The organism is Actinomycetes bacterium (genome assembly GCA_022599915.1).
Taxonomy (GTDB): Bacteria; Actinomycetota; Actinomycetes; order S36-B12.
Map to the genome: position 1 here is coordinate 23,683 of JAHZLH010000056.1, position 23,054 is coordinate 46,736.

The window sequence follows — 23,054 nt, forward strand, 5'->3', positions numbered from 1 at the left end:
GTTGTGAGGTACGCCTATCGGGTTGCTGCGGTGCGCGCGGCAGAAGAAGAACTAATGCGGACGGTCGCAGAGCCAGAATTAATGACAGTCGCTGCTGCTGGACTCGCCCGAGTTGCTGCCGGCGCCCTAGTCGGTGGTGTTGCTGGCGCCCGGGTAGTTGCCCTGGTCGGTTCCGGTAACAATGGCGGTGATGTGCTGTTCGCACTAGCTGACCTGGCCGGCCGGGGTGCTGCGGTCTCCGCCATCACGGTGGCCGACTCATCGCATGCCACCGGTGCCGCCGCCGTGCGAGCGGCGGGCGGACATGTCGTGACAGCGACTGATTCAGCGGCAGCGACGATGACCAGTGAAGCTGACCTGGTCTTGGACGGCATCGTGGGTATTGGGGCGAGCGGCCAGCTGCGGTCCCCAGCAGCGGAATTGGTGCAGGCGGCGGCTGGCGCAGTAGTTATCGCCGCGGATGTTCCCAGCGGGGTAGACCCAGATACCGGTGCAGTGGCAGACGCCGAGCGAGTGGTCACCGCTGATGTCACCGTAACGTTCGGCTGTCTCAAGTCTGGTCTCCTTCTGGACCCAGGCCGGTGGCGAGCGGGAACGATCGAAGTAGTTGATATCGGACTGGAACCAGCCCTGGCCCAACAGTCAGCCGATCTCGCGGTCTTGGACCCGATTGACGTTCGTCGCTGGTTTGCGCCGTTGTCACCGACGGACTACAAGTACAGTCACGGTGTCTTGGCGGCAGCGGCCGGATCAGCGCAATATCCCGGCGCGGCCCATATGGTGGTGGGCGCTGCTCGCCATAGCGGTGTCGGCATGGTCCGGCTACACAGTTCGCCGCAATCGCTGGCTGCAGCCGAGGCTGTCGTTCATCGCTTTCCTGATGTCGTCATCACGACCGACGAGCCGCAACAGGATCCCCGGGCAACCGGATGGGTGATTGGTCCAGGCTTGGGTACTGATTCAGCTGCCGCGCAACTACTCGCGGACGTACTGGATACCGATCTGCCGGTAGTCGCGGACGCTGACGCACTCACCTTGCTAGCGGAGCACCCCCCATTGCGGGAACGACTGCGGTTGCGGACCGCACCGAGCATCATCACCCCACACGTGGGTGAATTCACCCGGTTGGGATTTTCGTTGTCCGCAGATCGAGTCACGGCTGCCCGCGCCGCCGCTGCCGACTGCGGGGCGATTGTGGTGCTGAAGGGCGCCAGCAGCGTGATCGCCGAACCTGCCGGTGATGCGTTCGTGGATCTGATGGGAAGTCCGGCGTTGGCGACTGCCGGGACCGGTGATGCGTTGGCCGGCATCGTAGGCGCCGTGGCTGCCCGTGCCGGTGAGCGGACTTGCGCGGAAGCGGTAGCTGCCGGGGTCTATCTGCATGGTCTCGCTGGGAGGACCGCGGGCCGCAGTGGGCGGCCCACTACCGCATGGGACGTGGTCACTGCCGTTCCGGATGCGGTGGCTGAGATTCGCAGATGAGTGCTTCGGAGTCCCAGAACGGCAACAATGACACAGTGGACCGAGCAGTTGCCGAGGTAGATCTCGCTGCGATCGCAGCGAATATCGCTCGGCTGCGGGAGATCGCCCCCGGATCGTTACTGCAGGCCGTGGTGAAAGCTGACGCCTACGGCCACGGCATGCTGCCGGTGGCCGAAACAGCTCGACTGGCGGGAGTCGATTATTTGGGAGTTGCGCTCCCCGCCGAAGCAATGCAACTGCGGCGGGCGGGCGATCAAGGACCACTGCTGTGTTGGCTCTACGCCCCGGGCGAAGACCTCACCGACTGCGCTGCTGCCGGAGTCGAAATAGCGGCGAGTTCGTCTCAGATGCTGAACCAGATCGCGGTCGCGGCGCAGCAAGCGGGCGCTCGAGTGGGAGTGCATCTGAAACTTGATACCGGTTTGGGTCGAAACGGTGCGACCCCGCAGCAGTGGGAGGAACTCCTTCGCCAAGCGCTGGCGCTGCGCGATGGCGGTCGCATCGACATCGTAGGTATCTGGAGTCATCTGGCCTCCGCTGATGAACCCGATAGTCCGGCAACCAACCAGCAACTGCAGGTCTTTCGAGAAGGTCTGGCACAGGCGGACAGCCTGGGTGTGCAGCCACGAGTGCGTCATCTGGCCGCATCGGCGGGAACTTTCGCTTTCCCCGCCACCCATTTCGACATGGTGCGCTGTGGCATCGCGATGTACGGGCTGACTCCAGGTCCTGAACTGGGAACGGCAACCGAACTTGGCCTGCGGCCGGCGATGACGCTGAAAGCGCGGGTAGTGCTCAGCAAAGTGGTCCCAGCGGGCCACGGGGTTTCCTACGGGCAGACTTATCGCGCTGCCAGTCAGACTCGGCTGGCGCTAGTTCCGTTGGGTTATGCCGATGGCATCCCGCGGGCAGGATCGGGGCTATTGCCAGTGCGGGTTGCTGAAAGAACTTTCTCCGTTGCCGGTCGAGTGGCGATGGATCAGTTCGTGCTGGATGTCGGGGATGCGCCGATCAAGGCCGGTGCCGAGGTAGAACTCTTCGGCGAGGGCCGCTCAGCGGGCCCGACCGCGGATCAGTGGGCGGACAAGATTGGCACGATCGGCTATGAGATCGTCACCCGAATTGGTCCGCGGGTGCCTCGGCAGTATCGCGGGGTCGACTGATGCAGTCGTCGCTACCCAAACGGTTAGGGGTCGCTGCGCTGGGGTTGGGAGCGGCAGCCGCTGGTGTCGGCTTGGGAATGTTGGCCGAACGAAACGCTGTCGGTCGATCTCGGTTCGACCCAGAACGGGATGAGCCATTGGGTATGTTGCGCGGTCGACGAGTGACTGTCATGGCGGACGATGGCACTGCGCTCATCGCTGAAATTGATGAGGCGAACGACGAATTCGATGATGAGTTGACGGTGATCTTCACCCACGGCTTTTCACTCAACATGGACTGCTGGCACTACCAACAACGGGACCTGCGCGGCAATGTCCGGATGGTGTTTTGGGATCAGCGTTCTCACGGTCGCTCCGGCCGCGGTAGCCCGGAGACCCACAACGTTGATCAGCTAGGTCGAGATCTGGTTCGGATCATCGAGGACTGCGCGCCAACCGGGCCAGTTGTTCTGGCTGGTCACTCCATGGGCGGCATGACAATCATGTCGCTCGCGGAGGAGCATCCAGAGTTGTTTGGCGACCGAGTCCGAGGGGTCGCACTGTTTGCGACCAGTTCCGGCCACATGAATGAGGTCAGTTTGGGGTTGCCTACTCCGGCGGCCGGGTTCGTCCATTCCCATACTTCCGAACTAGCGGCACTAGCGAAAGCCAACCGGGAGGTGATTGAACTAGGTCGGCACCACATTAGCGATCTGACCTATGCGCTGACTCATACGTACTCATTTGGCAGCAACTATTCCCAGAACCGCACTCAGTTCGTCGCTGACATGATTGCCAGTACACCGATCGACGTCATTGCCGATTTTGCGCCTCATTTGACTGCCCACGACAAGCAGGAAGCATTGGCAGCGTTGCAGTCGGGCGAGACCTTGGTGATGGTGGGTGATCGCGACTTGGTGACCCCGCATCATCACAGCGTCGAGATCGTTCGCCATATCCCCGGCGCAGAACTAGTGATTGTGCCAGCGACTGGCCACATGATCATTATCGAGCGGTATCACGATGTGAACCGATACCTGCTGGAACTCATCGACGCCGTGCGTAGGAACATCACAGCGTGACTGATTCGTTGCCCATCACGTTCCCGGTGCCTGATCCAGCCGCCACCGAAGCGCTGGGCGCTGCCTTGGCCGAGTTGCTACAGCCGGGGGACGCGGTGTGTCTGATCGGCCCGCTCGGAGCGGGCAAGACCACCTTCACCCGCGGGCTTGGGCGGGGGCTGGAACTTGCTGATCCAGTGGCCAGCCCCACCTTTGTCATCGCCCGCCAGCACCGGGGCCCACGCGTGAACCTGTTGCATTGCGATGCCTATCGGGTGAGCGCTCCGGAAGAGTTCGCTGACCTCGATCTGGACACCGAGGCGGTGGTCACCGTGGTGGAGTGGGGACAATCAGTCATGGCCGAAATTTCCGACTCCTGGCTGGAGATCGAATTTGATCGCGGCGACGGCAGCGAGGAACACCGGCGCACGGTGGCGATTCGCGGTTGCGGGCCTCGGTGGGGCAGCGAGGAAATCGCGGCGGTGCAGCAGACCTGGCAGCAGGTGCTGATTTGATTCTCGCTCTCGATACCTGTGGACCGTTTCCAGTAGTGGCGGCGGTTGATCGCAACGGCACAGTTCGGTTTGCTGACTCCGGTCAGCGGCAGCGTGCTCACGCGGAAGACCTAGCTCCGCTACTGCGCGCGGCCTTGGCATGCGGCGACCCTGATCTGGTGGCTACTGGTCGGGGGCCGGGTGCCTTTACTGGTCTGCGCGTAGGACTCGTGGCGGCTCAGACGCTGGCCTGGGCGCGCGAGATTCCGGCTGTGGGTGTCGGTTCGTTGGATGTTGTGGCGCAGCAGAGCGGGCTGGCCGACGGTTGGGCCATCTTAGATGCTCGCCGTGGTGAGGTTTTCCTGGCGCACTACGCAGCCGGGCAACGGACCGCTGAGCCGCAGGTGCTCCCGCGGGATACTGCGCGGGAGTTGGTGGGCTCGGAGCCGGTCTGTGGCGATCAAGCGTTGCTCACTGATCCGGATCGTCGTGCCCGGGGTGCCACTGCACTGGACGCCAGCGCGTTGGCGGCAGTGGCGGTAGCCACGGCCGAACGAGTTGCTTCCGGTGATCAGCCAGACTCGCTAACGCCGCTGTATCTGCGCGCTCCCGACGTCACCTGGTCGGCGGCAAACAAGGGGGCTGGCTCATGAGTTCAGCGGGCCTCACCACCATCCGTCCGGCGATCCCGACGGATGCCGAGCAGATGCGGGCTATCGAGCAGGAACTCTTTGGTGCTGATGCGTGGAGCGCGGAACAAATCGATCACGAACTGGCCCGGCTGTCGCTGGATCGCTGGTATCTGGTCGCTGAACAGTCTGATGTTCTTGTCGGCTACGCCGGGATTTTTCTCTCGCCGCCCGACGCCGATGTTCAAACGGTTGCGGTGACTGCCGCAGTGCAAGGAGCCGGGGTTGGACAGCAACTCTTGATCCGAGTGATCCAAGCCGCGTGGGAACAAGACTGCAGCAGGATTTTTCTTGAGGTGCGGGCTGACAACACTGCGGCACTGCGGCTCTATGAATCGGCAGGGTTCATTCGTCTCGGGGTGCGGCGCAGGTACTACGCAGATGGCACCGACGCGGTCAACATGCGACTGCGGCGCAGCGAACCTCTGCCACTCTCGGAGGTGCCGCATGGCTGACGAGCCGCTCGTATTGGGCATCGAAACCTCCTGCGACGAAACCGGCGTCGGCATTGTGGCGGGGCACCGGCTGCTGGCCAACACGATCGCTAGCAGCGCCGACGAGCACGCCCGATTCGGTGGCATCGTGCCGGAGGTAGCCAGCCGAGCCCACCTGGAAGCCATGGTGCCGACCTTGCAGCGGGCCTGTAGTGATGCCGGAGTTTCGCTGCACGATGTGGACGCGATTGCGGTTACCGCGGGTCCCGGTTTGGCGGGAGCTCTGGTGGTGGGGGTGAGCGCTGCCAAGGCGCTCGGGCTGGCGCTGGATAAGCCGGTCTATGGCGTGAACCATTTGGCCTCGCACGTCGCGGTGGAAGGCTTGTCGGGCACTCCGGTACCGGAACCGTCGGTAGCCCTGTTGGTATCTGGTGGCCACAGCTCGCTGTTGGCTGTGACCGATCTGGTGACCGGTATTTCACCGATGGGAGCCACGATCGACGATGCGGCCGGTGAGGCTTTCGACAAAGTGGCGCGGTTGTTAGGGCTGCCCTTTCCAGGTGGTCCCTACATCGATCAGCTAGCTGCTGAGGGAGACCCGACCGCCATCGACTTTCCGCGAGGACTAACCAGTGGCCGGGACCTGCAGCGGCACCGGTACGACTTTTCGTTCAGCGGGCTGAAGACCGCTGTGGCTCGCTGGGTGGAACAGTGCCAAGCTGCGGGTCGAGAAGTACCGGTCGCTGACGTTGCCGCAAGTTTCCAAGAAGCAGTCGCTGACGTCTTAGTTCGCAAGTCGGTGGCGGTATGCGCCGAGCAAGGCTTTGACCATCTGATTATTGGCGGCGGGGTTGCGGCTAATTCCAGGTTGCGGGCACTGGCCGAACAGCGCAGCGAGGCCGCCGGAATTCGGCTGAGAATTCCGGCGCCAGGATTGTGTACCGACAACGGTGCCATGGTGGCAGCGTTGGGATCGCTAGCTGTGAGCCGAGGGATTGCTCCCAGTGTTGATGATTTTCCGGCGGAGTCCTCGCTGCCGGTGACGCAGGTCACTGTACAGACGTAAACGTGGCTCGGGTTTGCGGCAAACCGCAATTTTTCCTCAAGATTCCCAATTTTTTTTTGATCTTGGGTGCATGAGACCGCTTGTTATTTTCAAGTTTGCATGTATTGGTCTTGCGGGGCGCGGGGTGTCCCACTCAGGAGGAATCTGTGTCAATCGGGGAGAACAATCGTCGTCGGCCGCTGTTGACATCGATGATGCTGGCGGTAGCGGGTGCAGGTTTGCTGCTTACTGGACTGTCGGCACCAGCGGAGCAACCTGCGCGCGCGGCGGCGAGTGGCGGGCTGGCGAACAGCGATTGCGATGCGTTGGTGCCGCCCGGATCCATTGCGTTTTGGCTGAAGTCTGAAGCGCCGACCGGTTGGAAAAAGCTGAATGGGTCGTCGTTTAGTACCTCGACGTATCCCAAGCTGCATGCATCGTTGCAGGGATCTTCGGGCTACTCCTCGGGCAAGTTGCCCAACTTCTCCGGCAGGTGGCTCGTCGGCAAAGGGTCGACCAGTTCTGCGCGGGCTGCGATGAAGGACAACAACAGTACCCAGGCCGGGCTAGGGGAGAAACTGGGCTATTTGACCGGGGCACCGCAGTCAAACTCAACCAGTACAGGTAACGGTCATTCATTCAAATACGGCGTCGACGGAAGTGGTTCCGGAACGAGCAATGGTCGCGGTTGGATTTCGGGCAAGACCAACCAGTCGATTCCGACCACAACAGATGGTGATCATACTCACCCCATTACTGGTGGTGACTCCTCTACTCGCCCGCCGTCGGTGGTGGGGCATTGGTTGATCAAGGCTGATCATCAGGGGGCGTGTACCTCGCAGTCGTTGGTGCCCGTGGGGCTGGTAGTGGCTACGACATCGAGTAGCACCCCGTCTGGTTGGCTGTCGATGACCGGAGTGTCGACGTCGGGCAATAGTGGGTTGGAAAGCTACTTCAACGCCGTGTCGACGCTAGATCGGAATGGCGGGAAGACGCCGAACTGGAACGGTCGCTACCTGACCGAGTGGAAGTCGGGGTGGCAGTTGGGACAGAAACTGTCGTCGCAGACTAAGTTGCCGCGAAAGGCTTCGTTAACAACGTCGAGTGGTGGTGCGCACTCTCACAGTATCGGCAGCTTCGGTCAGACTGGGGGTGGTGGTGGTACCGAGAAGCGGCGGGCGAATGCCAACACGTGCAGTTCCAGCTCTAAGGCAACGTGCAACAACCCGCCCGCATCGAATCCGAACGTCACTGGTTCACAGTCCAACGGGTCGCATACGATTTCGGGGGATTCGGTCACCCGACCCGATTCGCTGACGGTGCGGTGGATTGTTCGTGGGGACTATCCCGCAGAATGTCGAGCTGACTTCTTGCTGCCGCCGAACTCGGTGGTGGCGGGGCTATCGAGTAGTACACCTGCGGGTTGGACTGGCTTGAACAACACAGCGGGTGGGTTCCTCGTGCAGACTGGTGACCACGCTGGGTCTTCGGTGAATTCGCAGATCTCCCGCCGCACGAAAACGTCAGCGTTGAACCTCGGCTCCCCCAGCCCAGCCACGCACACACATCGCTTTGGCAGTAAGAACTATGACGATGGTATTTCCGGGGCAATGAGCAAAGTCTGGGGTGCGGCTGGAAAGAACAGTTTGGGGTCAAAACGAACCTCCACTACCGACGGCAGCCACTCCCACAGTGTCTCCGGGTGGGATTTCACCACCCGACCCGACTCAGTCGTCGTCAACTGGGTAAACGGCACCAGTGATATGCCGCAGGCGGAATGTCCCTATCTGAAGGTGTCTCCGCGTCAGGTGGAGTTCGGCGATGTCCGCGTGAACGAAACCGGTTCCGAAGATGTTGCGCTGGCAGCGATCCCAGGGGGTTCGGTCACTGCCTCGTCCGCCGTGGAGCCTGAAGGTCAACGAGATGATCAGAGTCTTAAGCCCGCCGACGGCTGCGTGATTTCCGCTGGTCAGATCGCCTTCACTGATGAGTGTGCTGGGAAATGGTCATTTTCTCCCACTCGCACCGGGCCGCTAGCGGCGGCGTGGCGGTTCGCAGCACCCGGATATCAGGACGCCGAGCTATCGGTGCAGGCCAATGGTGTGCAAGGTGTGTTGAGTGCCGATGCGATTGACTTTGGCCTCGTAGATTTGGCCCGTCCGCAAACTCGGACCATGACCGTGACCAACTCCGCGGGGGAAACATCGGACACGGCAACGATCACTGGTGTTGTTGTAGATCAAGAGCAGGAGTTCGGGTTCTCGATCGAGAAGGACTCCTGTACCGGCACTACCCTGGCCAAGGGCGGCAGCTGCGACATCGTCGTGGAGTTCGCGCCAGAATCGATCGGCGAGAAGACCGCGGCTGTGCTGGTGTCTTCTAATGCGGTGAACCCGGTCATGGCGGTGGGTCTGGCTGGAAATGGTGCCGTAGGAGAACTCACCGCCGTGGACGTGGACTTTGGTGGCGTCGAGATCGGTACCGATGGCAGCATAAAGACTATCGAGGTGCGAAACTCAGCGACCGGTGAGTCAGCCGGTTCCGCGCGAGTAACTTCGGCGCAAGTTTCGGAACTGGATCAGAGTTCAGGCTTCACGTTGGTGGCGGATCGCTGCCGCGACAAGTTGCTGGCTCCTGGCGATGCCTGCGAGATTGACGTGCGTTTCGAGCCTAGCCCGACGCCGTCCTCGGTCGGGCCGGCCTCAGGCGTCGTACTGGTCACCTCAGATGCGGCTAATCCGTCGCTCCAAATCGGCATGTCTGCACGAGGCACCTTTGCGATGATCGACTCGGAACCCGTCAGTGCCGTGAACGAGTACCAAGGTGACTTGAAACTTGAACTGAGAAACATTGGAACCGCCAATCTGCTAATGACTGATCTGCAAGTAGTCAGGGCCACTGGCGAACCCGCTGATCTCTTCAGCATTCCTGACACTTCGGACTGTACTGATGCTCCGGTTACGCCGCGTAGCAAATGTTCGGTGGAAGTGAAATTCGACTCTCAGCAGGTAGACGGCTCATACGCCGCCATCGTGCGCGTCACCTCGAACGCCGGATTGGGTCAGCGGTCGGGGCCGACGGACATTGCGGTCGGGGCCGTCACGCCGCTGGCGGAGCTGAAAACGAAGCCCGGCGCTTTCGACAAGCCCACCGAAATTGGGGCAAGTCGCCGCAGCAACGTAAAGATTCGAAATGTCGGCGAGGGCGCGGTGGGGATCGAGCGGGTGACCTTGGCATCTGGATCGGATGAGTTCGAGATTCTTAACTATTCAGACTGCAAAGGTCGGCTAGCAGCCGATGAGAGCTGTGTAGTCAAAGTTGAGTTCACGCCAACTGAATTGGGAGCTCGCGGTGCTGAACTGCGGGTCAAGCGTTCGGCAGGGCGGGACTCCTTCCTGCCGTTGGCTGGCAGGGGAGCGACCGCCCTATTGGCCGCGCCGATCGCGGACTTTCCGGATACTGCCGTCGGTGGTAACTCGGAACAAAAAGTTCGTGTCCGCAACGTGGGCGCGGTTCCGTTGCGTATCAAGAACCTGGTGGTCCCCGGCAAAGAGTTTTCCGTAAAGGACGGCAACTGTCGTGATGGAAAGATTCCAGCGGGTAAAGGCTGTCGAGCAGTCGTGAAGTTCGCCCCCCGCGAGGGTGGTTTGCGCTCAGCCGCAATCACCGTGACCAGCAATAACTTGACCAGTCCGGATCAGTTCTTAGTTCAGGGTGTGGGTCTTATTGGTCAACTGTCCGCGGATATCACCGACTTCGGCAGCGTTGCCGTCGGTGATTCGGCCAGCAAGAAACTACGCGTGACCAACTCCGGGGACGCTCCGATTAGCATCGGTCGCATCAAAGTATTTGGTGATGTGAGTGAGTTCATTGCCGAAGGACCAGGTTGTAAGGTCAAGACGCTTTTGCCAGGCAAGTCCTGCACCGTGCCCGTCCGTTTTTCACCCAGCGAGACTGGTCCACGACATGCGGATGTACGTGTCTTGTCCGATTCCGCGAGTAGCCCCGATTGGCTGGCCGTGGTTGGTGAAGGTGTGCAGGCGACCATCAGCGCGGACCCAGTGGACTTCGGGACGGTCGATGTCGGCAGTGTGGCGACGCGGAATTTGCGCCTCGACAACATTGGCGATGGGTCATTGGCGGTGAAAAAAGCTGAAGTCGTGGATGATGCGGATGAGTTTGACGTGGCCAACGACGGCGATTGCACTGATCGGCGCGTCAAGCCGGGCAGCAGTTGCGTGATCAAGGTTCGTTATTTCCCGCGAGGCGACGGCAGTTCAGCGGCTGTCGTGAAACTGACATCCAATACCGGTGGTAGCCCGAACCTGGTGGCTCTGGCTGGGACTGGTCAGACCCTCACCATCAACGATGATTCCAATGGCGCTGCGGGGGTTCCCGACAAGGTGAGGAAGCTGCAGGTTCCCGCGAAACAGCGTTCAGCGAGGACGGCAGTCGCTACTTGGAAGAAGCCCAAGAATATTGGTGGTGGCCCAATCACGGCCTACGAATCGCGGATCAGTAAGCCTGGCAAGAAGCGTGCCAAGGGGTACACCCGCTGGAAGAGTCAGGATTGGGTGCCGGCGCCCAACGGCAAGATCTCGCGCAAGTTCACGAAGCTAGTGGCCAATCGGGACTACGTGGTTCAAGTGAGGGCGGTTAACGTCTTTGGCGCGGGACCGAAGGCCAAGGTTGCTTTCACGGCAGGTAAGCGCGGAATCCCTACCAAGTATGGAACGGGCTAGCTGACGAAGCCGGTCAACCGCAGCAGTGCTGCGGTTGCCGCTGCGCCGAACACCACAAGTAAGAAGGGCGCTCGCAGTGCAAGGAGCAGCACGGCTACGGCAACGCCAGCGATCCGCGCGTCTATAGTCAGACCGGCCGGCGCGCTGAAGGTCAGCACGACCACCAGCGAGCTAAGCAGCGCGATAGGAAGCAGTGCGTTGATGGCGGCGAACTTCTTGCCGGACAGCCATTCCTGCGGCAACAGATAGCCCAGCAGCTTGATCAGGTAGCAGCCAGCGGCTCCGGCCAGCACGATCGGCCACATTATGACCGCCTTAATCCGATGACCAGAGCCACTAGCGCGCTGGCCAGGACGGGCAGCCCGGGCGGTAGCAGCGGCATGCAGCCGACGGCAACCAGTACCGCCCCGGCGGCAGTCCAGCGGGCCGTTCGATCGGACAGTCGCGGCCACAGCAGCGCCAGTAAGGCAGCGGGTGCCGCGGCATCAAGCCCCCAGTCGGCCGGGTCTCCCACCGCCGCTGCCCCCAGCGCCCCAATCAAAGTGCCGAGGTTCCACAGCGCGAATACCGCGATTCCGGTTGCCCAGAAGGCCCGGCGAAACCCGCCCCGATCGTCAGTGGCCGGATCGTCATGCGAGATTGCCATCGCGGTGGATTCGTCAATCGTCAACTGAGCTGCGAACGGGAGTCGCCAACCTCGCGGTCGTAGCCGGGCAGAGAGTGACATGGCGTACAGCCCATTGCGGATGCCTAACAACCACGTAGTCAGCACTGCTGCGAAACCTGCCCCACCAGTGGCCACGATCGCGACTGCCGCGAACTGGGAAGCGCCAGTGAACATCAGCAGCGAGAACGCCATGGCTTGCAACCAGGAGAACCCACCAGCAACGGCAAGCGCGCCAAACGAGATCCCGTAGGCGCCGGTAGCCACACCGATGGTTGCTGCCTGGGTGTTGATGGAAGCCACGAAGCGCCATCCTAGTGGGGTTGCGGCTGCTGCGGCTCGACAAGAAATCCGTTGGCGGACCCCGCGACTCGAGTCAGCAACAAGTGGTGCACCGGCCCCTTTCCGGACAGCCCAAGAGATTTGCGCAGTCGGGCTGGGTCGATGCCGAGGCCCCGGGTGTGGACCTCGATCTTGCCAATGTTTCTTCGGCGCAACTCCATTTTCAGGGCCTTGCCGCCAGCGGGCACCTCAGCAAGAACTCGAAACAGTTGTCCCCAGGATTCAGTCGGCGGGCTTGCCGTCGTGAGATAGGCAATCCCAGGACTGAGGCCGACGGCATTTATCCGGGCCGCGAGAACATCGATTAGGTGGGAACGAATAATTGCTGGGTCCGGTTCCACGATCCAGTCGTTGGGTTGCCCCACTGGTGCGGGTGCAGGATCCGTGTCGCTGTTCAGTTGTTGTTCAATGGTCGATTGCCACGGATCGTCACTTGGTCGCAGCAAGACCGCATTACGTCGGGGAAAGGCATCGGTCAGCCCGGGAAACCAGACACAGGTCTCCACCAGTTGACCCGACACACTGATCCATTCGGCGGCACAGTCAGAGTTGATCGCCTCATGCGGCAGACCCGGGGCGGCCTTCGCCACGGTTCTGGGATGTTGAGCGGCGTAGTCGATCACCCAGTGCCATGGTGGCGCCCAGCGATCGGGGTTGAGGATCCGACGGTCGCCCTCGCGGCGAGCGGGATCCACGAAGGTGGCATCTGCCTCGGGGAGTTCCGCGCTAGTGACGTCTGTGACGGTCACTGGGATGCCGAGGTTTGCTTCGGCTAGCAGGGCAGTCGTTGGATCCTGTTCCACCGGAACAACTGCCAGCCCGGCGCGTTGACAGGCCAGTGAGTCCACGCCGATACCGCACCCCAAATCGAGGATTTCGGTAGTTCCCCGTGCCGCGAGTAGCCGGGCGCGTCGAGCGGCAACGACGGGTCGAGTGCACTGCTGCGCGCCGGCCGAGGTGAAGAGCAACTGATCGGCGACACTGCCCAACTGCGGCTGAGCCTGACGGCGCAGGGTGGTTTGCGTGATGATGGCCGACACTACGTCAGCGGGGATGTCGGGGTTTTCCCGCCGGATTCGAGCCACCGCAGCGGGGCCGGGCGCTGTCAGGGCTGTTGCCGCCCGCCAGACCGGGTCGGTGCTCGGCGCGAGGAGATCAGCGGGTGGGATGCTGGTCACAGTTCTATGGTGCCGGTCGAGGCTGGCAACGGCGGGTAGTTGGGTCAACTGAGTGGGGTAAACCTGACACCCGCTGGCACTCTGCTTGACGGAGTGCTAATCAGCGCTTACGGTTGTCCTGGCACTCTCCGTTGGAAAGTGCCAACTGCGGACGGGGACCGTAACCGCGATAACGGTCGGCGCCCGCAATCCATCTGTAGGAACTGCATTCCCGAAAGGGGAGGTCGAGACGTGTCAGTCTCTATCAAGCCACTAGAGGACCGGATTCTGGTCCTGCCGTTGGACGCGGAGCAGACCACCGCGTCCGGTCTGGTTATCCCAGACACTGCCAAGGAAAAGCCCCAGGAGGGGCAGGTCGTGGCAGTTGGTCCCGGTCGTTTCGATGACGAAGGTGAGAACCGGATTCCGGTTGACATCTCCGTTGGCGACACCGTGATCTATAGCAAGTACGGCGGCACTGAGGTCAAGTACAACAACGAGGAGTACCTCATCCTCTCCGCTCGCGACGTGCTCGCGATAGTGGAGAAGTGAGCTACTACTAATTCGTGACGCCCCGGGGGTTGGGGAACCAGCCTCCGGGGCGTTGCTGTGCTGTGCCGAGCCATGGCGCTGAGTCGGGCAGCACTGCTCAGCTACCACAAATGATTTTCATCAGACAGGAACAGGAAAGACATGCCAAAGATTCTTGAGTTCGATTCCAATGCCCGGGCCTCGCTGGAAGCCGGCGTTGACAAGTTGGCCGACACGGTGCGGGTCACCCTCGGTCCCAAAGGTCGCAACGTAGTGCTCGATAAGTCCTGGGGCGCTCCCACCATCACCAATGATGGTGTGACGATCGCTCGCGACATCGAGTTGGAAGATCCCTACGAAAACTTGGGAGCGCAGCTCGTTAAAGAGGTTGCCACCAAGACCAATGACATCGCTGGTGACGGAACGACGACCGCGACAGTCTTGGCGCAGGCGTTGGTTCACGAAGGTTTGCGGGTAGTAACCGCCGGCGTGAATCCGCTGGCGTTGAAGCGTGGCCTGAATGCAGCCTGTGAAGCAGTTGTAGAGCAGTTGAAGAATGATGCCCGTGAGGTCCAGGGGGACAAGGAGACCGAACAGGTCGCCACGATTTCCTCTCAAGATGCTGAGGTCGGTCGCTTGATCGCCGAGGCTTTCGCCAAGGTGGGCGCCGATGGCGTCATCTCCGTGGAAGAAAGCCAGACGATGGGTGTTGATCTGTCGTTCACCGAGGGGATGCAGTTCGACAAGGGTTACCTGTCGCCCTACTTCGTGACGGATCCGGAGCGGATGGAAGCGGTCCTCGAAGATCCGTCGGTTCTGTTGGTGCAGGGCAAGATCTCCGCGATTAATGATTTGTTGCCGTTACTGGAGAAGATCCTGCAGTCAAGCAAGCAGTTGCTGATTATTGCGGAGGACATCGAAGGTGAAGCGCTGTCCACGCTTGTGGTGAACCGAGTTCGCGGCACCCTAACAGCCGTCGCAGTGAAGGCGCCCGCCTTCGGTGACCGTCGCAAGGCCATGCTGGAAGATATGGCCGTCCTCACCGGTGCCACCGTCGTGGCTGAAGAGGTTGGGCTCCGGCTCGATCAGGTCGGACCCGAGGTCCTGGGTAGCGCCCGGCGGGTTGTCGTCACCAAGGACGACACCACGATCGTCGATGGCGGCGGCACCGAGCAGGCCGTCGAGGAGCGGGTGGCGCTGCTGCGGCGGGAGATCGAGGCCACCGATTCCGATTGGGATCGGGAAAAGTTGAATGAGCGGCTAGCGAAACTCGCCGGTGGCGTCTGTGTCATTCAGGTAGGTGCAGCTACCGAGGTCGAGCTGAAGGAGCGGAAGCACCGAATAGAGGATGCCGTTGCTGCCACGCGGGCGGCACTCGAAGAGGGCATTGTTCCCGGTGGCGGATCTGCGCTAGTGCATGCCGCTCGGGCCCTCGACAAGGTGGAGTTGGACGACGAGGAGGCTGTTGGTGTTCGCGTAGTGCGCAACGCGTTGCGCGAGCCGTTGCGCTGGATTGCTGAGAACGCCGGTGAGGCCGGCTACGTGGTGACCACTCGGGTAGCGGAGGCTGATCCCGGAACCGGCTACAACGCCGCGACCGGAATCTACGAAGAGCTCATCAGTAATGGTGTGATCGATCCGGTGAAAGTGACCCGCTCGGCACTGCAAAATGCAGTCTCGATTGCTGGTCTGCTGCTCACCACTGACGTGCTGGTCGTAGAGAAGCCTGAGGAGCAGGAAGCCGACGGTCACGGTCATGGTCACAGTCACGGCCCTGGCGGGCACATGCACTAAGTCGCCGCGGCCAGATACACCCGGCCGCCACATCGGCGAACGACGCGCGAAGGACAACGTAACGAAGGGCCCCGGCGGAAGCCGGGGCCCTTCGTTGTTAGAGGAGAAGAAAAGTTAGCAGGCAGCGGAGAATTTGTTCCGCTTCAGCAGGGCGGCACGCTCATGTTCGGTGAGCCCACCCCACACGCCGTACGGCTCTTTCACCGCCAGCGAGTGATCGAGGCATTCCTGCCGGACCGGGCAAGCTGCGCAAATCGCCTTGGCTGCGACCTCTCGCCGGTCACGAGCTTCACCTCGTTCCCGTTCGGGGTGGAAGAAAACCTCTGAATCAGTACCGCGGCAGGCTGCGTGCAGCTGCCAGTCCCAGAAGTCTGCGTTTGGTCCCGGTAGTCGGGTGAGATTGGCCATGATGCCCTCCTTGGACCTGATACTAGAACTGTTGCAAAACTTAGTCAACTCATACGACAAAAGTGTTGCGGGCCGAATTTCGGACCTCAATCGGATGTCCAGTGGCGGAATTGCCTCATTGGGGCCAAACTTTAGGGATGTCAAATGCGTTGCCTGTCGAACCGTCGCTATCGGTTTCTGAAGCCGCCGCCCGGGTAGGTCTCACGGCCGCGACAGTACGAACGTGGGATCGGCGTTACGGCTTGTCGCCCAGCATTCGCACTTCAGGTGGGCATCGTAGATATAACAGTCAAGATCTCGCTCGCCTGCAGGTGGCCAGCGAGCTTGTGCAGGCCGGGCATCCGGCGGCTGAGGCTGTCGCTGCCAGTTCACTGCCGCAAATAGGTACTCGCTCGCCGGCGCGCAGCGCGCGGGCCGGCGGTGGTCGGGTCCTGAAGTTACCCGACGGCACTGATCAACAGCGCGGTCTGGCCCGGGCCGCAATGTCGTTGAACAGCGATGCGATCTCCGAGCAACTTGTCGGACTAATCGAAGAGCACGGCGTAATCGGTACCTGGCAAGAAGTGATTGTTCCGGTGTTGATTGCCGTCGGTGACCGTTGGGCGCAAACTGGGGACGGCATTGATGTGGAACATGTCCTCGCGGTGGGGGTGACCGCCGCGCTGCTGAGCACTACCCCGGAACGAGTGAGCGGTTCCCGACCGGTCCTACTGGCTTGCGCGGACAAGGAGGAGCACGCCTTGCCGCTGATGGCGCTGCACTCTGCTCTTCTGTCCACGGGCACCCCTTCAATGCTCTTGGGCAGCAAGATGCCGCTATCCTCCCTGGCAGGAGCAGTGTCGCGGGTTCGACCGCGGAAGGTGGCTGTGTGGGCACAGCTGAAGCAGGCAGCTGATCCACAGCTCCCGCAGCAAATGCCGGCTTTGCGGCCACCCGTAGAGGTAGTCCTTCTAGGCCCTGGGTGGTGTGAGGTGGACATTGACTGCCCGCACCCCGCCTCACTGGCCGACGCCGTGGATGAACTGGCATATGCCCGGTGAGCCAGCGCGCTCGGGTAATGCCTGGCCGGCTCTATACCAGGCTCCGCTAGCCGGCCTCGCTGCAATCGCTGGCAGCGACGATGCTTGGTGCCAGTGGGCTGCAGCCGTTTGTTGGATGGCCACCGGCGACTACTCCCGTGCTTTTCTGATTCTGCAACCGCTGGCACGAGCGGCTCGCGTCGAATCATCTGGGAATAGCGCAACCAAACGGCCGACTGAGCTGGCTGGACTTGCTGCCACCACAATGGCGTCCGGGTTGCGACAACTCAATGAACATGACCGGGCGTTGCCGCTCGATCGTGCGGCAGCAGCAGTCCCAGGCGCTGCAGGGACGGACAGTGTTATTGGTTCGGCGGCGGACTATGTGGGTCTCGGTGATGCTGCGGCAGCAGCTGAAATCTTGGCGACGGCGCAGCCGCGGCTGGCGACGTGGCGGGATCAGGTTCGCTACCGCTGGGTGGCGGCTGAGGTTGATTTGCTCCGCGGGGAGCTTGCCGCAGCGGTGACTCATGCGGAGATGGCCGTCACCCTGGCGCAAGAGCACGATTCGCCTCGTCACCAACTGAAATCGGAGCTCTTCCTAGCTGTCGCTCGGGACGTGCGCCGGCATGGTGATGGCGAGCAACTGTTGCACAACGTCGTGCACCAAGCGTTCCAGCTGCAACTGCGGCCGTTGTTGTGGCCGGCGGTCGAAGTTTTGGCGGACCGGGCAACGGTGGGCGAGCGCAGTCAAGGGGTTGCAGCGCTGGATTACATTGCAGCCCGATTGCCCCACGGGGTAGGCGCTCGCTGGACGGGGACGTCGCTGCGGCGATCTTGGTACAAGGAAAAGGTCCAGAACGGACGAGTCGGACACTAGGGATGAATTGACTACCCGGTGGACCAACGGGTCGGAACACGGGAGCATAGGGGTGACTCAGGAGGTCGCATGGCATCGGTAATGGTCTGTGATGACTCGCCCGGGGTTCGGGCGACTCTGCGACGCTGCCTGACTGCGATACCGGAAGTGGCCCAGATCAGCACCACCGCGAGCGGTGAAGAGATGCTCGCTCGCTATACCGTTGAATCCCCCGATGTGGTTTTCCTAGATGTGCAGATGCCCGGCATTGGTGGGCTGTCGGCGCTCCACCAGCTACGAGAGCACCATGCCGACGCGGTGGTGATTATGTTGACAACCGGGGAAGCGCCGCAACCGATAGCGGAAGCGGTGGTCGCCGGAGCCAGCGGTTACTTGGCCAAAGACGCATCGCCGCAGGAAGTGGCGGCCGTGCTGGCGGCGTTGACCGACGGTGGTGCACCAGCCGAAATACCTGCGCAGCGGCACGAGACCGGACCGACGCTGACCGAGCGGGAGCAGCAGGTATTACGGGGGATGAGCGAGGGTATGAGTAACGCGCAGATTGGTAAAGAGCTCTTCCTCTCTGAGGACACAGTCAAGACTCATGCGCGCCGGCTGTTTCGTAAACTGTCGGTTTCCGACCGGGGCCACGCAGTGGCGGAGGGGCTAAGGCGCGGTCTGATCCCCTGACCCACCGCCGGTCGTAGCAGCCTCGGCGGCGGGGCAGTACCCTTAAATCCCGACGAGAGCGAGGTTCGTGTGTCAGATTCTGGGAACCAGCAAACTCACGATCCGTTCGGTGAACTAGGACTCACCTACGACGACGTTCTGCTCCTGCCCAACGAGTCCGACGTGATTCCCAGTGAGGCGAATGCGACTACTCGGCTCACCCGGGAGATCGAGTTGGCCATCCCCTTGGTTTCCAGTGCAATGGACACGGTCACCGAAGGTCGAATGGCGATCGCCATGGCCCGGCAGGGCGGTATCGGAATTCTGCACCGCAACATGTCCGCCGAGGAGCAGGCCATTGAAGTGGACCTGGTCAAGCGCTCCGAAGCTGGCATGCTCACCAACCCGGTGACCTGTCGCTCAGACGACACCATCGCGGACGTGGAACGACTCTGCTCTCGCTACCGGATCTCTGGTGCGCCCGTGGTCGCAGATGACGGCCGGCTGCTCGGCATCGTGACGAACCGAGACATGCGATTCATCGAAGATCCCGCTCGCAAGGTGGCTGAGGTTATGACTCCGATGCCACTCGTTACCGGCTCAGTGGGCATGGCGCGAGAAGAGGCCTATGGGCTGCTAGCCCAACACAAGATTGAAAAGCTACCACTGGTGGACGACCTGGGTCGGCTATCTGGGTTGATCACGGTCAAGGACTTCACCAAGTCGGAGCGCTATCCCCAGGCCACCAAAGACGCATCGGAGCGGCTGCGGGTAGGAGCGGCGGTAGGCGTAGGCGAGGACTCATACAAGCGGTCGCTGCTGCTGGTGGAGGCTGGCGCTGATGTCATAGTCGTGGACACTGCCCACGGTCATAGCCGAGCGGTACTGGAGATGGTTCAGCGAGTCAAGGCCGAGACCAGCGTGCAGGTTGTTGGTGGCAATATCGCCACGGCAGCGGCTGCTTCGGCGCTCATCGCGGCTGGGGCTGATGGTCTCAAGGTGGGCGTGGGCCCCGGATCTATCTGCACGACCCGAGTGGTCGCGGGTGTGGGTGTACCGCAAATCAGTGCTATCTATAACGTCGCACAGGTTGCCCGGCCCGCCGGCATTCCGGTGATCGGCGATGGCGGGCTGCAATACAGCGGGGACATTGCAAAGGCGTTGGTAGCGGGTGCGGACTCCGTGATGCTGGGTTCGCTGCTGGCGGGCACTACCGAGGCTCCTGGCGAGATGGTGTTCGTCAACGGTAAGCAGTTCAAGCAATACCGTGGCATGGGTTCCCTCGGGGCAATGCAAGGCAGGGGTGAGGCTCGCTCCTACTCCAAAGATCGCTACTTCCAAGACGATGTGTTGTCGGACGACAAACTCGTTCCAGAAGGAATCGAAGGCCAGGTGCCCTACCGTGGTCCGCTGGCGGCAGTCGCACATCAGTTGGTGGGCGGGCTACGGGCTGCCATGGGGTACTCCGGGGCTTCCAGCATCCCCGAACTGCAAACCAAGGGTCGCTTCGTGCGGATCACGGCTGCAGGGTTGCGGGAGAGTCACCCGCACGATGTGCAGGTGACGTCGGAGGCCCCCAACTATTTCCCGACGACGAGGTAACGCCATGAGCGAATACGAGATTGGTAGAGCTCGGCGCAGTCGACGTGCCTACACCTTTGATGAAGTCAGTGTGGTGCCAAGTCGACGAACTCGGAACGCAACCGACGTGTCGCTCGACTGGCAGATTGACGCCTATCGATTCGATGCACCGTTGATGGCTGCTCCGACCGACTCCGTGGTTTCGCCAGAATCAGCGGCAACATTGGCGGACCTCGGAGTGCTCGCGGTGTTGAACATTGAGGGCCTATGGTCCCGCTACTCTGATGCGCAGCCCTACCTTGACGAAATCGTGGCTCTCCCTGACGAAGCCGCCACCCCGCGGATGCAGCAAATCTACGCTCAGCCCATCGATCCGGATCTGGTCACCGACCGCATTGCCAAACTTCGTGCCAGTGGCCGGATCGTAGCTGTCGCGGTGAGCCCCAGTCGGGCGGCGGAGTTTGGTCCGCTCATCGCCGGCGCAACAGACCTGCTCGTCATCCGGGGGACAACGGTCAGCGCGCAGCATGTTGCGGCCGACGGTGAGCCACTGAATCTGCGTTCCTTTATCGGCGACCTTGATGTGCCGGTGATCGTGGGCGGCTGCGCCAACTACCAGTCAGCCCTGCACCTCATGCGAACCGGTGCTGCTGGGGTGCTGGTGGGTTTCGGAGGTGGTGCCGCGCACCGGACAGCGAACGTGCTGGGTGTGCGGGTGCCCATGGCCACAGCGGTCGCTGAGGTCGCTGAAGCTCGCCGAGACTACCTGGACGAATCCGGCGGCCGCTACGTTCATGTCCTCGCAGACGGCTCGATGGGTCGCAGCGGTCACATGGTCCGCGCGCTGGCATGTGGTGCCGACGCTGTTGTGGTTGGTTCGGCCTTGGCCCGGGGAACAGACTCGCCAGGTCGAGGTATGCACTGGGGCCCGGAGGCCGTCCATCCGACTTTGCCGCGAGGACAGCGGGTACGACTCGGTACCGCTGGAACGCTGGCCGAGATTGTTCAGGGTCCCAGCCACACTGCTGACGGAACTATGAACCTAGCCGGTGCTATCCGCAAGGCGGTTTCCACCGCCGGCTACACCGATCTCAAGGAGTTCCAGCGGGTTGAGGTCATTCTCGGCGACTGATGCCGTGGTGGGGGTCGCAGCGGAAAATGGCTCGCTGGTCTACCGTTGCTTTGTGAACGAAACCTCGGTGATCGCAGCTGATCCGGCGGATCAACAGCATTCCGATGCACTTAGTCCCGCCTACCGGGCGGAGTCGTTGCAGCGGTTGCGCTCCGCTACCGCCGACCAACCGCTAGACCTCCTCGTTGTCGGTGGCGGTGTTGTCGGCTGCGGCTCTGCCTTCGACGCGGCAAGCCGGGGATTGACGGTCGGTCTCATTGAGCAAAGCGACTACGCGGCCGGTACCTCCAGCCGATCCAGTCGGCTGGCTCACGGCGGATTGCGTTATCTGGAGCATCGCGAGTTTGCTTTGGTACACGAGGCGCTTACCGAACGCGGATTGCTACTCGATCGAATCGCACCGCATCTGGTGCGGCCGCTGGCTTTCCTGCTGCCGCTGTCCGGCCGGTCATGGGAAAAGCCGTACGTTGGGGCTGGCGTCACCTTGTACGACATGCTGTCGCGGGTGGGCGCCTACGGCGGCACCATGCCTCGACCCAAAACTTTGTCCCGGGCCGCGGTCCGGGGGCTTGCACCTGGGCTGGCCGCTGATCAGATCAAGTCGGCGGTGCGGTTCTACGACGCCCAGATCGACGACGCGCGCCACACCTTGGCGCTAGCTCGGTCCGCCGCGGCAGCCGGGGCGGCCTTGCTGACCCAGTGTCAAGCAGTAGCTGTCCTCAAGGAACCACTAGATGCCGAGCAGGACCGAGTCGTGGGCGTGCGGGTGCGCGTGGCTGGTGAGGAATTCGATGTATACGCCCGGTGTGTGTTGTCGGCTACCGGAGTTTGGACCGACATGTTTCGCGAGGTCGCGGGAATCGCTCCAGAGGGTGCCCGGGTGCGGCAGGCCAAGGGTGTGCACCTAGTCGTTCCCCGCAACCGGATCCGCTCCAGCAGCGCCATCATCGCTCGCACCCCTACCAGCGTGCTTTTCCTTCTGCCCTGGGGTGAGGACTTCTGGCTGATCGGGACCACCGACACAGACTATGAGGGAGATCTGGCTGATCCGCAGGCCGATGATGAGGACATCGCGTATCTGCTCGAGCAAACTAACCGCTGGCTGGCGGAACCGCTCGATCGAGACGACATCGTGGGGGTCTACTGCGGGTTGCGCCCACTGGTCGCAACCGAGGTAGTCGGTGATGATGATGACGCCACAGCGCAGATGTCTCGGGAACACGTAGTGCTGCGGCCGTTGCCCGGGCTGGTCATGATCGCTGGCGGCAAGTACACCACCTATCGGGTGATGGCCGCCGATGCAGTGGACGCGGCGGTAACAGAGCGCGCGGCTTTCGTGGCGGGGGAGCCGCCGGAATGTGGCACCGCAGACCTGCCGCTGGTGGGAGCCGCTGGCTATGCCGATCTGTGGCAATCTCGTAGCCGGCTAGCCCGAGATTGGGATTTGCCGGAGGAGACCGTCGTGCATCTGCTGCGCCGACATGGCGATCGCGCCGCGGAAGTGGTGAAGTTAATCGAGACGAATCCCAAGTTAATTGAGCGACTATCTCCGGATGCGCCTTATCTGCGCGCCGAGGTTGTCACTGCGGTGCGGGATGAGGGCGCTATGACCATCGCTGACGTTCTGGTGCGGCGAACTCGATTGGCGCTCGAGACGCCCGACGCGGGCCATTCAGTCGCTGCCTGGGTGGCTGACGTACTTGCTGCCGAGTTGGGCTGGACTCCGGCTGAACAAGAACAGGCGGTCGAGGAGTACCTCTCCGGTACTGATGAGTAGCGATCACTGATCAACCCGCTGACCGAGAAACT

Annotated in this window: 20 protein-coding genes; 16 read left to right on the top strand and 4 right to left on the bottom strand. The window is 61.9% G+C overall.

The features are described 5' to 3' along the window. Window positions 1–3: 3 nt before the first annotated feature. The 8 genes from K0U62_09465 (at window position 4) to K0U62_09500 (ending at window position 11,089) form a co-directional block, all read left to right on the top strand. Window positions 4–1,482: an NAD(P)H-hydrate dehydratase gene (locus tag K0U62_09465; protein ID MCH9801741.1), complete on the top strand. Its 1,479-nt coding sequence runs from the start codon at window positions 4–6 to the stop codon at window positions 1,480–1,482. Next, window positions 1,479–2,645, top strand: coding sequence for an alanine racemase (gene alr, locus K0U62_09470; protein ID MCH9801742.1), 1,167 nt, complete (start codon window positions 1,479–1,481; stop codon window positions 2,643–2,645). The genes K0U62_09465 and alr overlap by 4 nt, the downstream gene beginning before the upstream one ends. Next, entirely contained in the window at window positions 2,645–3,706 is a 1,062-nt protein-coding gene (locus K0U62_09475; GenBank protein ID MCH9801743.1) for an alpha/beta hydrolase, read from the top strand. Before alr ends, K0U62_09475 begins: the two co-directional genes overlap by 1 nt. A gap of 14 nt (window positions 3,707–3,720) precedes the next feature. Further along, on the top strand, window positions 3,721–4,200 hold the full coding sequence (tsaE, locus tag K0U62_09480; protein ID MCH9801744.1) for a tRNA (adenosine(37)-N6)-threonylcarbamoyltransferase complex ATPase subunit type 1 TsaE: 480 nt from the start codon (window positions 3,721–3,723) through the stop codon (window positions 4,198–4,200). Continuing rightward, a complete protein-coding gene (gene tsaB / locus K0U62_09485) occupies window positions 4,143–4,832 on the top strand; it encodes a tRNA (adenosine(37)-N6)-threonylcarbamoyltransferase complex dimerization subunit type 1 TsaB (GenBank protein ID MCH9801745.1) in 690 nt (229 codons plus the stop codon). The genes tsaE and tsaB overlap by 58 nt, the downstream gene beginning before the upstream one ends. Then, the gene (gene rimI / locus K0U62_09490; GenBank protein MCH9801746.1) at window positions 4,829–5,323 is read left to right on the top strand and encodes a ribosomal protein S18-alanine N-acetyltransferase; all 495 of its coding nucleotides are present in this window, start codon (window positions 4,829–4,831) and stop codon (window positions 5,321–5,323) included. Before tsaB ends, rimI begins: the two co-directional genes overlap by 4 nt. Next, complete coding sequence (gene tsaD, locus K0U62_09495) at window positions 5,316–6,368, top strand: tRNA (adenosine(37)-N6)-threonylcarbamoyltransferase complex transferase subunit TsaD (protein ID MCH9801747.1); 1,053 nt, start codon at window positions 5,316–5,318, stop codon at window positions 6,366–6,368. The genes rimI and tsaD overlap by 8 nt, the downstream gene beginning before the upstream one ends. Window positions 6,369–6,514: 146 nt before the next feature. After that, entirely contained in the window at window positions 6,515–11,089 is a 4,575-nt protein-coding gene (locus tag K0U62_09500) for a choice-of-anchor D domain-containing protein (GenBank protein MCH9801748.1), read from the top strand. Here K0U62_09500 and K0U62_09505 read toward each other — a convergent pair. The 3 genes from K0U62_09505 to K0U62_09515 are packed head-to-tail and all read right to left on the bottom strand — an operon-like array spanning window position 11,086 to window position 13,273. After that, window positions 11,086–11,394, bottom strand: a complete 309-nt coding sequence (locus K0U62_09505) for an AzlD domain-containing protein (protein MCH9801749.1) — start codon at window positions 11,392–11,394, stop codon at window positions 11,086–11,088. The genes K0U62_09500 and K0U62_09505 overlap by 4 nt on opposite strands. Next, window positions 11,394–12,056, bottom strand: a complete 663-nt coding sequence (locus K0U62_09510) for an AzlC family ABC transporter permease (protein MCH9801750.1) — start codon at window positions 12,054–12,056, stop codon at window positions 11,394–11,396. Before K0U62_09510 ends, K0U62_09505 begins: the two co-directional genes overlap by 1 nt. An 11-nt stretch (window positions 12,057–12,067) precedes the next feature. Then, a complete protein-coding gene (locus K0U62_09515; protein MCH9801751.1) occupies window positions 12,068–13,273 on the bottom strand; it encodes a hypothetical protein in 1,206 nt (401 codons plus the stop codon). Between the two features lie 231 nt (window positions 13,274–13,504). Between K0U62_09515 and groES the strand changes: the two genes are divergently transcribed. Next, on the top strand, window positions 13,505–13,804 hold the full coding sequence (gene groES, locus K0U62_09520; GenBank protein MCH9801752.1) for a co-chaperone GroES: 300 nt from the start codon (window positions 13,505–13,507) through the stop codon (window positions 13,802–13,804). Window positions 13,805–13,945: 141 nt separating this feature from the next. Then, on the top strand, window positions 13,946–15,577 hold the full coding sequence (gene groL / locus K0U62_09525; protein ID MCH9801753.1) for a chaperonin GroEL: 1,632 nt from the start codon (window positions 13,946–13,948) through the stop codon (window positions 15,575–15,577). Window positions 15,578–15,691: 114 nt separating this feature from the next. On the opposite strand, the gene K0U62_09530 is transcribed toward groL, so the two are convergent. Then, window positions 15,692–15,985, bottom strand: coding sequence for a WhiB family transcriptional regulator (locus tag K0U62_09530; GenBank protein MCH9801754.1), 294 nt, complete (start codon window positions 15,983–15,985; stop codon window positions 15,692–15,694). A gap of 137 nt (window positions 15,986–16,122) precedes the next feature. On the opposite strand from K0U62_09530, the gene K0U62_09535 reads away from it, so the two are divergent. The 6 genes from K0U62_09535 (at window position 16,123) to K0U62_09560 (ending at window position 23,022) form a co-directional block, all read left to right on the top strand. Continuing rightward, a complete protein-coding gene (locus K0U62_09535) occupies window positions 16,123–17,025 on the top strand; it encodes a MerR family transcriptional regulator (GenBank protein MCH9801755.1) in 903 nt (300 codons plus the stop codon). A 115-nt stretch (window positions 17,026–17,140) separates the two neighbouring features. Then, window positions 17,141–17,884: a hypothetical protein gene (locus tag K0U62_09540; protein ID MCH9801756.1), complete on the top strand. Its 744-nt coding sequence runs from the start codon at window positions 17,141–17,143 to the stop codon at window positions 17,882–17,884. 69 nt (window positions 17,885–17,953) lie between these two features. Further along, window positions 17,954–18,553: a response regulator transcription factor gene (locus K0U62_09545; protein ID MCH9801757.1), complete on the top strand. Its 600-nt coding sequence runs from the start codon at window positions 17,954–17,956 to the stop codon at window positions 18,551–18,553. A 69-nt stretch (window positions 18,554–18,622) separates the two neighbouring features. Continuing rightward, window positions 18,623–20,134, top strand: coding sequence for an IMP dehydrogenase (gene guaB, locus K0U62_09550; protein MCH9801758.1), 1,512 nt, complete (start codon window positions 18,623–18,625; stop codon window positions 20,132–20,134). A gap of 4 nt (window positions 20,135–20,138) precedes the next feature. Continuing rightward, on the top strand, window positions 20,139–21,245 hold the full coding sequence (locus K0U62_09555) for a GuaB3 family IMP dehydrogenase-related protein (GenBank protein MCH9801759.1): 1,107 nt from the start codon (window positions 20,139–20,141) through the stop codon (window positions 21,243–21,245). Between the two features lie 52 nt (window positions 21,246–21,297). After that, window positions 21,298–23,022, top strand: a complete 1,725-nt coding sequence (locus K0U62_09560) for a glycerol-3-phosphate dehydrogenase/oxidase (protein ID MCH9801760.1) — start codon at window positions 21,298–21,300, stop codon at window positions 23,020–23,022. Window positions 23,023–23,054: the final 32 nt, after the last annotated feature.

Coding starts and splice junctions, on each gene's coding strand:
- alr (MCH9801742.1), top strand. CDS start 1,479: ATGAGTGCTTCGGAGTCCCAGAACGGCAACAATGACACAGTGGACCGA.
- K0U62_09475 (MCH9801743.1), top strand. CDS start 2,645: ATGCAGTCGTCGCTACCCAAACGGTTAGGGGTCGCTGCGCTGGGGTTG.
- rimI (MCH9801746.1), top strand. CDS start 4,829: ATGAGTTCAGCGGGCCTCACCACCATCCGTCCGGCGATCCCGACGGAT.
- tsaD (MCH9801747.1), top strand. CDS start 5,316: ATGGCTGACGAGCCGCTCGTATTGGGCATCGAAACCTCCTGCGACGAA.
- K0U62_09505 (MCH9801749.1), bottom strand. CDS start 11,394: ATGTGGCCGATCGTGCTGGCCGGAGCCGCTGGCTGCTACCTGATCAAG.
- groL (MCH9801753.1), top strand. CDS start 13,946: ATGCCAAAGATTCTTGAGTTCGATTCCAATGCCCGGGCCTCGCTGGAA.
- K0U62_09530 (MCH9801754.1), bottom strand. CDS start 15,985: ATGGCCAATCTCACCCGACTACCGGGACCAAACGCAGACTTCTGGGAC.
- K0U62_09535 (MCH9801755.1), top strand. CDS start 16,123: ATGTCAAATGCGTTGCCTGTCGAACCGTCGCTATCGGTTTCTGAAGCC.
- K0U62_09540 (MCH9801756.1), top strand. CDS start 17,141: ATGGCCACCGGCGACTACTCCCGTGCTTTTCTGATTCTGCAACCGCTG.
- K0U62_09545 (MCH9801757.1), top strand. CDS start 17,954: ATGGCATCGGTAATGGTCTGTGATGACTCGCCCGGGGTTCGGGCGACT.
- K0U62_09555 (MCH9801759.1), top strand. CDS start 20,139: ATGAGCGAATACGAGATTGGTAGAGCTCGGCGCAGTCGACGTGCCTAC.